Here is an 8,687-nt window from a genome sequence, read left to right on the forward strand (position 1 = left end):
CGGCCTTCGCGGGCCCGCTCTGGTTACGCAAGCTGCCGTCTCCGTGCCTGGCGATCATGCTGTGTCCTTTGCGGCATGAGCGGGGGCCCTGCCCGGTTACGCAAACTGCCGCCCCCGGGCCCGCACAGCTCATGCCGGCTTCTTCTGGGTCGTCGGAATCTTCGGCAGCGGGATTCCGTAGGTCTCGAGTTGTTCGCCGATGGAGGAGTCGAACGCCTCGGCGATCGCCTCGGCGGTCCAACCGCCATCGAGGAATGCGCTGCGGATCTCGCTCGGATGCGACCAGAGTGAGAGGCGGTCGCCACCGATGCCGATGCACTGGCCGGTGACGTCGGCGGATTCGTCGGACGTGAGGAACACGATCAAACCGGCAACGTCTTCGGGGCCGCCGAACGAAGCCGCCCGGCGAACGACGGACGGGATTGGTTCGCCCCGTTTCATACCTTCCACGTAAGGGGCGAGAAACGGGATGGTCTCGGTCATCGCGGTAGCGGCGTTGGGTATGACGGCGTTGACGGTGACCCCGGCTTTCGCGCATTCCATGGCCCAGGTGCGTGCCATCGCGGCGATGCCCGCTTTGGCGGCGGCGTAGTTGGTTTGACCGAAGTTGCCGCGCTGGCCGGCAGGCGAGCCGGCCAGCACGACGCGACCACCGTGTCCGGCCACACGGAAATGTTTGACGGCTTCCCGCACGCAGGTGAACGTGCCACGAAGGTGCACGTGGAGGACGGCGTCGAAGTCGTCGTCGGACATGTTCCACAGCACCTTGTCCCGCAGGATGCCGGCGTTGGTGACGATCGCATCGAGTCGTCCGAACGTGTCGACGGCGTGACCGACGAGCAGCTGTGCGGCTTCGGTGGTGCCCACGGCGATCGGAACAGCGCGGGCGCGACCACCGGCTTCGACGATCTCCGCGGCGGCCTTCTCGGCCCGATCCTCGGCGACGTCGTTGACCACGACGGACGCGCCGGCGGCGGCCAACGCCCTGGCGTAGGCCAGGCCGAGGCCTTGACCGCTGCCGGTGACGATCGCGACTTTGCCGGTGAGATCCATGGGGAGGTTCCTTCCTGACGGGTTTGACGAGGAGATCAGAAGGTGAGGACGGGTTTGATCGTCTTACCGGACGTCATGTCCTGCGCTGCTTGTCCGATGTCCTCGAAGGGATAGCGGGTGATGAGTCTGTCGACCGGCAGCCTGCCGCTACGGACGAGCGCGACGAGCGCGGGTATCACGGTCTGGGTTTCGCCGTCGCCGAGGGTGAGGCCGATCACTTTTCGGCCGGGGAGCATGGCGTTCACGTCGAGGGCGACTTCGGATCCGAACGGTGGCGCGCCGACGATGACGAGGGTGCCGCGCGGGGCGAGGGCGTCGGCGCCCGTGCGCAGCACGCCGAGACTGCCGGTGGTTTCCACGACCCCGTCCGCGCCGGCCGCACCGGTGATTTCCCCGACCGCGCTCGCAACGTCTATGTCGTTGGCATCGATGACATGGGTGGCGCCCAGCTCACGGGCGAGCTCGAGGCGTTCGGCGACCTTGTCGACGGCGACAATCGTGGTTGCCGGCGACAACGCGGCTGCCATCACCGCGGACAGCCCGACCGCGCCCGCGCCGAGGACCACGATGTTTGCGCCGGGCCGTGGCTGGAGCACGTTCCAGACGGCACCGACTCCCGTCTGGATGCCGCACCCCAGTGGGGCAACCGACTCCAGCGGCACGTCGGGGGCGACCTTGACCATGCTGCGTTCGTCAACCAGGGCGTACCTGCTGAACGAGGACTGGCCGAAGAAATGCGCGCCAACGGGTCTGCCGCCGCGGGTGACGGTGTGGCTGCCGTCGGTGCGGGCTCCGCCGATCAGGTTGAGCGGCAGCCAGGATGCACAGTAAGCGGGATGTCCATCCCGGCAGTTTCCGCACCGCCCGCACGAGGTGAAAGACAAGATTACGTGGTCGCCGGGGGCCACGGAAGTGATTGAGGACCCCACGCGTTCGACGATTCCGGCACCTTCGTGGCCGAGTACGCCGGGCAGTGGGAAGGGCAACCCGCCGCTCGCGACGCCGAGGTCGGTGTGGCACAGTCCGGCCGCGACTATCCGCACGATCGCTTCATTGGGTCGTGGTTCGTCGAGCTCGACATCGACGAGGGTGAAGGGCGCTCCGCCGCTCGCTACGACGGCAGCCGTGGTGGTGGTCATGATGGGATTCCTTTGCGGCCGGGCCGGCTCAGTCGAGCGAGACGACGACGGATTTGACCTTGGTGTAGGAGGCGAGCGCTTCCGGTCCGTATTCGCGGCCGAATCCGGAGTCTTTGACACCGCCGAACGGGATCGCGGGATCGAGCATGGCCCAGTCGTTGATCCAGACGATCCCGGCCTGCAGCTTGTCGGCGACGCGATGCGCTCGGGCCAGGTTGGTGGTCTGCAGGCCGGATGCGAGGCCATAGGGTGTGCGGTTGGCCATGTCGATCGCTTCGTCTTCGGTATCGAACGGCTGCACGGTGAGGACCGGGCCGAAGATCTCTTCTTGCACGACACGGGAGTCGTCGGCGAGGTCGGCGATGACGGTGGGCTTGTAGTAGTAGCCACCGTTCAGATCTATTCGCTCGCCACCGCATACGATGCGGCCGCCTTCCTGGCGTGCGAGCTCGACGTACTCTTCGACCTTTTTCACATGCCGGTCGGCGGCCATCGGGCCGACCGCTGTTTGCAGATCTCTCGGATCGCCGACCGGCACCCTGGGGACGGCGTCGGCGAGGATCCCGACGATCGTGTCGTAGAGCGGTCGCGCGACCAGCAGGCGTGGCCCGCCCATGCAGAACTGGCCGGTGTTGAACACGAAGCCCTTGATGATCGCGCCGATCGCTTTCTCGACGTCGGCGTCTTCGAAGACAATGTGCGCGGCGTTGCCGCCGAGCTCCATTGTGACCGGCTTCAGCGCCTCTCCGGCGACGCTGGCGGCGTGCCGACCGATGGAGGTCGAGCCGGTGAAGGCGATCTTGTCCACCCCAGGGTGTTTCAGGAGAGCCTCTCCGATCACCGACCCGGAGCCGGTCACGACGTTGACAACTCCCGCAGGTACACCGGCCTGCGCGAACAGGCTCGCCATGAACAACGCGCTGAGCGGGGTGTCTTCCGCCGGCTTGTGCACCACGACATTTCCGGCCGCCAGGGCCGGAGCGATCTTGGAGGTGGACAGGATCAGCGGGAAGTTGAACGGGGTGATCGCCGCGACCACGCCCAATGGCTCCCGGCGGGTATAGGCGAACGCGTTGAGCGGGACCTTGCGGGTGGCGCCGTCGAGGGTCTGTGCCAGCGCCGCGCAGTACTCGTACTGTTCGGCGGTCGTCGCCACGTCGACCGGACGGCACAGCGCGACCGGCTTGCCGACGTCGAGGCTCTCCAGTCGCACGATCTCGTCGGCGTTCTCGCGCACCAGGTCGGCGACGCGCTGTAAAGTTCGGGCGCGTTCACGCCCACTCAGCCCGGCCCACTCGTCGCTCACGAACGCGTCCCTGGCGGCGGCGACCGCTGCGGCGGCGTCGGCGAGATCGGCGTCGGCGACGGTGCCGATCACGCGCCCGGTAGAAGGATCGATGACGTCGGTCCGGCCACCCGAGGCCGAGTCGCGCCATTGCCCGCCGATGAATAGCTGACCGTGAATATCGTTGTCGAACATGGTCTTTCGATCCCGTTTCTACAAGTTCCGACCGCGGTAGCGGCTGAGCCGGACCTCGGGCTTGCCGGGCGTGCGGATGCCGTTGGGGTCTTTGTGAGGTCCGATCGCCAGCGAAGGCTATATTGACAGGAAACCTGATGGTTTATGTGATAGAAGCCACTATGCACTATCAACAGGATTCCTGTCAATCACCTGTTGTCGCCTTGTCGGAAGATTCCGTGACGCGCCCGGATGGTTCTCGTCATCGACAGGATTCCTGTTAATGTTCTATTCTCGACTCGTCGAACGTTCCGGTTCGATGCCCGCGACGGTGTGGGGTGGACCCGAGGGGTGTTCATGGCGATGTCGGCTACGGACCTGTCGGCCGGCCAATACGGCTTCGGTCGTACTTCTCTGCTGTACGCGGTGAAACGGGTCGAACTCGCGGTGCGGGCGCATCTCGATGATCTGCTGCGCCCGTTCGGGATCACCGCACTGCAGTACACCGCCTTGACCGTGCTCGAACGGCACGAAGGGCTGCCCGCAGCGCAGCTGGCGCGGGATTCGTTCGTCACCGCGCAATCGATGGCGGACATGGTGCGCACGCTGGAAAAGGGCGGCCTCATTCGGCGAGAACGAAACTCGCACAATCGGCGTGAGCTGCTGATCCACCTGACCGATGCCGGACGGCAACTACTCGCCGCTGTCGCAGACCAGGTGGCCGAGCTCGAAGAGCGAATGGTCAGCAGCCTCACGCCCGAGGAGGCCGACGATTTCCGTCTGGCTCTGACCCGTGCGTGGCACGCATTGTCCTGACCGCCACATCGGGGCGCGATGTCACACTCGGGGGCGGCTCGGTGCCAGGCTGCGTGAAATGCCTTGTGCGGCGACTTGAAGCGCGGCGGTAAAGCGTGGTCGGTCGCGCTCGAGGCTCGGTACGACGATGCCGAGTGCGGCGACGACCTCGGGATCTCCCGAGCTTTCGCCGCGAGTGATCGGCACGGCGACCGAACAGGCACCCAGGGTCATCTCTTCGACTGCCGTCGCATACCCGTCACGTCGGATCCGCGCGAGTTGCTCGTTCAAGCGTGCCGGCTGGGTGATCGTGAACGGCGTGATCCGCGTCAGCGATGCGAGGACACGCGCCTGAACGTCGGCCGGGGCATACGCGAGCAGCACTTTGCCGACGCCGGTCGAGTGCATCGGAAGTGTGGATCCGACGGTGCTGACCACCGGCACAGAGGCGTGACCGGACAACCGGTCGAGGTAGAGCGCACGGTCGCCATCACGTTCGGCGAGATGGACCGTTGCGAGAGTTGCCGCGTAAATGTCGTGCAGGAACGGCGAGGCGATCTGGCCCAGCTCGGTCTGTACCGGGGCGAGCAGGCCGAGATTCCAGATCTTTCGGCCGATCACATACTCGCCGTTACTGTTTCGCGTGAGCGCTCCGCCGTCGACCAGTTCCTTCACTTGCCGATACGCAGTTGCCGTCGGAAGGCCGGCGCGATCGGCTAGTTCGGTCAGGGTGAGGCTGCGATGGCGGTCGTCGAACGCGGACAGCAGTGCGAGCGCGCGGGAGATCACACTCGCACCCGGCTGCCCGGTATTCCCGGCCATCGTTCCCTCCATGGATTTCGCTGAGTGAAATCCTACGCTGGACCCGACCGCAACATCATCAATACGGTCCACCACATGAGTGTCCGCCGGCCAGCTGTATCCCGTCCACGTCGGCACCACGGGACATCTCCGCCGCGGCCGCCTTGCGCAACGGCCGCACGCATCTACCGCGGCGTCCCGGCCGCAAATCACGGTTTCGCGCTGGCGCACCGATTCTGGCAACCGACAACCAGATCTGATCATCGACCGAAGGAACCCTCGCCATGGCTCAGCCCAGTGTCGTCCGGACCGCCGTCGGCATCGTCGGGGCCGGTCCAGCCGGACTGATGCTGTCGCACCTGCTCGCCCTGTCCGGCATCGACTCGATCGCGGTCGACACCCGCGCTCGTTCCGAGATCGAACACACACATCGCGCCGGCATCCTCGAATGGGACAGCGTCCGAATGCTGGTGGACAGCGGCGTCTCCGACCGTGTTCTCACCGAGGGGCACGAACACAGAGGAATCGACCTGCGCTTCGGTGGAACCAGTTACCGCATCGACTTCCAATCCCTCGTTGGCGCATCGACGTGGCTCTACCCCCAAACGGACGTCTTCATCGATCTGGCCAACGCGCGACACCGCGACGAAGGCGACATTCGGTTCGGCGTGACTGATACCCAAGTCATCGACATCACGAGCTCCATGCCGGGTATCCGGTTCACCGACGAAGACGGCGGCAGGCGAGAGATTCGTTGCGATTATCTCGTGGGCGCGGACGGCTCCCGCGGAATCTGTCGCCATGAAGTACCGGAAGTCCAACGGCGGCAATACTTTCGGGAATACCCATTCGCGTGGTTCGGAATACTCGCCCAAGCGCCGCACAGCGCGGATGAACTCATCTACGCACGTTCTGACCGCGGATTCGCCCTGATCAGTCAACGCACTGACACGGTGCAGCGGATGTATTTCCAGTGCGACGCAACCGAAGACATCGAGCGATGGTCGGACGACCGAATTTGGAACGAACTGCAGCACAGGCTCGCCGGTGAAGACGGGCTCTGCTTGGCCGAAGGCCCGATCATCGAGAAGACGGTGCTGCCCTTCCGCAGCTTCGTTCAGGAACCGATGAGGCACGGACGCATGCTGCTCGCCGGCGACGCCGCTCACACCGTCCCGCCGACCGGCGCCAAAGGCCTGAACCTTGCCCTCGCCGACGTACGCGTGCTCGCCGAGACGCTGGAGTGCGCGATCTCGAAGAACGATGTCGACGCCCTGGATCAGTACACCGCGCGCGCACTCGAACGAGTCTGGAAGGCGCAGCACTTCTCGTACTGGATGACCACCATGTTGCACCGGCTCGACAACGCCGACGACTTCGACACCCGGCGTCAACTGGGCGAACTACGCTCCGTGGTCGGATCGGAAGCAGGCTCGCGCTACCTCGCCGAGGCTTACACCGGATGGCCGGCTCGATGACGCGCTCGATTGTCGATGCGAGCCCGGTCGCCGTGAATGTCGTCGTCGGCGGGCCGCATGAGGGGCCGCCCATCGTCTCGAGCGGTTCACTGGGCAGCGATCTGCGGATATGGGAGCCGCAGCCGGCCGCCGGCTATCGCGTGATGCGCTACGACCACCGCGTTCCCCGCGGCTCGCTGGTGCCGCCGGGGCCCGATTCACCGAGTCGGCCAATAGGGGACAGAGCCTGGTTCGGGCGCGGGGGCGGCGGGCCGATCCTCGACGTCGGTGATGCCGATGTGCAGGAGCAGCAGCATGGTGACCATGCTGACGCCGACCATGAGCGGGGTAAGCAACTGTGCCGCGCCTGCTCCCACGGGCGAGTGTGCGTGCCCAGGCATCTGCGCGTGCATCGCGAACATACCTGTGTAGTGCATCCCGCACACGGCAATACCCATCACCAATGCCGCGCAGATGGTGACGAAGACGCCCCGAACATGCAGAGCGAACCACAGTGCGGCCGTCGCCGCGACCACTGCGATCACCAATGACAGCGCCACCACTCGACCGTCGTAGTCGATGATCGCGTCCGACTTCATCGCGTACATGCCCGCATAGTGCATGGCAGCCACCCCGAGTCCGGTGATCGCGCCACCGGCGGGTAGGGCGAGTGGGCGCCACGTCGTATTGTTCGCGACGAACAGGCCCAACCAGACCACCGCCATCGCGAGAACCGCGCTCATCAGGGTGATCGGAACGTTGTAGCGAATTGATGCGCCGTGGATGGAGAACCCGAGCATCGCGATGAAATGCATGACCCAGATGCCGGTACCACCGATGGCGACCGCCGCGGCGAGGAGCCATCCGCGGCTCCCTGCTTCCGCCCGGGCGGCACAGCGAAGCCCGAGCAGCGAACCGGTGACGGACATGATGTAGGCGATGGCAGGTGTTAGCCAGCCATAGCTGAAGTGGTCGACTTCTAGCATGCGAACTCCACGATCGAGGGTCTTCAGCGAGCGTTGAGCACGGAGGCTACAGAGATACCAGCAGGTAGGCAATTAAGAGCACAGTTATCCGAGAAATTCGCAGGACGCACCGGATCTCGATCGCTCGATGCGTCGGCCGCTGCTGGCGAGTAGCGGCGGACGGATCGCACGACTCGATCGATCTGGAGGGTGGGAAACCGTCAGTACTGCCAGAAGACCCTCGGCTCACATGCCGAACCGGCCAACGCGCGCTTCGTCGTTACCTGGGCCGACTGCATTGCCCCCGCGGACGTGGTCCGCTCGGGCCGACTGGCACGAAAGGCGGGCCCGAAGCCGTCGATCAAGTCGCGGAAGTCCAGCATGCGCAGAGCCGGACGTGCCCGCCGAACTCCCGCAACCGGGAAGTGAGCGCAGGCAAAGGCGAAACATCTCCGCGCGATCCAGTCGTCCACAGGAGTACGCGCATCGAAACTTCTCCTGGCTACCAAAACTTCAGACGCGGCCGGGCTGAAAACTGTACCGCGCGGGACCGTCTCGCCTCGGGTCACGGCTCAGGCCTGCGATTATCGACACCGTTGGAGGCTTGTCGCAAGTGCGCCCCGGCCAACTTCGCCCAAGTGGGAATGTAATTGGCCGGCATCATTCGACCCGCTCCCGCCTGTCTGGATTGATCGCCTGCCGTGTCACGCATCCATGGGGGTCTGTTTCGTGATCTCGAACGCCTTTGTTCGTAAGTCTCTGTAGGTGGTCCCGGTGGCGGTGTGACACCGCCGGGGCCTTCGGCCGAACCATTCGATCGGTCCAAAAGTGTCGTAGAAACACTGTCCCCCAACGTGGTTGGGCAATGCGCGGCTGATCTACGCGGCGCGTGACGTCCGGTTGTCGCCTGGATCGCACGGGGGGCACCGCCGGTGGTAAATCGCACGACTGTCCCGTTGAAAATGAAACCTCGAACGCATCCGGCCCGAAATTGCCCACTCCATCGTTCCGTCGAATC

The 8,687-nt window shown here is 65.1% G+C and carries 7 protein-coding genes; 2 read left to right on the top strand and 5 right to left on the bottom strand.

Going from position 1 to position 8,687, the window contains the following annotated elements; translation table 11 throughout:
• Positions 1–129 precede the first annotated feature (129 nt).
• Genes AB4Z47_RS07245 through AB4Z47_RS07255 form a run of 3 tightly spaced genes read right to left on the bottom strand, consistent with a single transcriptional unit; the run spans position 130 to position 3,672 of the window.
• On the bottom strand, positions 130–1,053 hold the full coding sequence (locus tag AB4Z47_RS07245) for an SDR family oxidoreductase (RefSeq protein ID WP_441948909.1): 924 nt from the start codon (positions 1,051–1,053) through the stop codon (positions 130–132).
• 35 nt (positions 1,054–1,088) lie between these two features.
• Positions 1,089–2,192: an NAD(P)-dependent alcohol dehydrogenase gene (locus AB4Z47_RS07250; protein WP_441948911.1), complete on the bottom strand. Its 1,104-nt coding sequence runs from the start codon at positions 2,190–2,192 to the stop codon at positions 1,089–1,091.
• A gap of 28 nt (positions 2,193–2,220) precedes the next feature.
• Positions 2,221–3,672 (bottom strand): aldehyde dehydrogenase family protein, encoded by a 1,452-nt coding sequence (locus AB4Z47_RS07255; RefSeq protein ID WP_441948913.1) that lies wholly within the window; start codon positions 3,670–3,672, stop codon positions 2,221–2,223.
• 342 nt (positions 3,673–4,014) lie between these two features.
• Between AB4Z47_RS07255 and AB4Z47_RS07260 the strand changes: the two genes are divergently transcribed.
• A complete protein-coding gene (locus AB4Z47_RS07260) occupies positions 4,015–4,467 on the top strand; it encodes a MarR family winged helix-turn-helix transcriptional regulator (RefSeq protein WP_441948915.1) in 453 nt (150 codons plus the stop codon).
• Between the two features lie 21 nt (positions 4,468–4,488).
• Here AB4Z47_RS07260 and AB4Z47_RS07265 read toward each other — a convergent pair whose 3' ends face one another.
• Positions 4,489–5,268 (bottom strand): IclR family transcriptional regulator, encoded by a 780-nt coding sequence (locus tag AB4Z47_RS07265; protein WP_441948916.1) that lies wholly within the window; start codon positions 5,266–5,268, stop codon positions 4,489–4,491.
• A 263-nt stretch (positions 5,269–5,531) separates the two neighbouring features.
• Here AB4Z47_RS07265 and AB4Z47_RS07270 point away from each other — a divergent pair, with 263 nt between their 5' ends.
• Positions 5,532–6,725 (top strand): 4-hydroxybenzoate 3-monooxygenase, encoded by a 1,194-nt coding sequence (locus AB4Z47_RS07270; RefSeq protein WP_441948918.1) that lies wholly within the window; start codon positions 5,532–5,534, stop codon positions 6,723–6,725.
• Between the two features lie 197 nt (positions 6,726–6,922).
• Here AB4Z47_RS07270 and AB4Z47_RS07275 read toward each other — a convergent pair whose 3' ends face one another.
• Complete coding sequence (locus tag AB4Z47_RS07275; protein ID WP_441948920.1) at positions 6,923–7,690, bottom strand: MHYT domain-containing protein; 768 nt, start codon at positions 7,688–7,690, stop codon at positions 6,923–6,925.
• Positions 7,691–8,687 lie beyond the last annotated feature (997 nt).

The organism is Nocardia sp. 2TAF39 (assembly GCF_052114905.1).
Taxonomy (GTDB): domain Bacteria; phylum Actinomycetota; class Actinomycetes; order Mycobacteriales; family Mycobacteriaceae; genus Nocardia.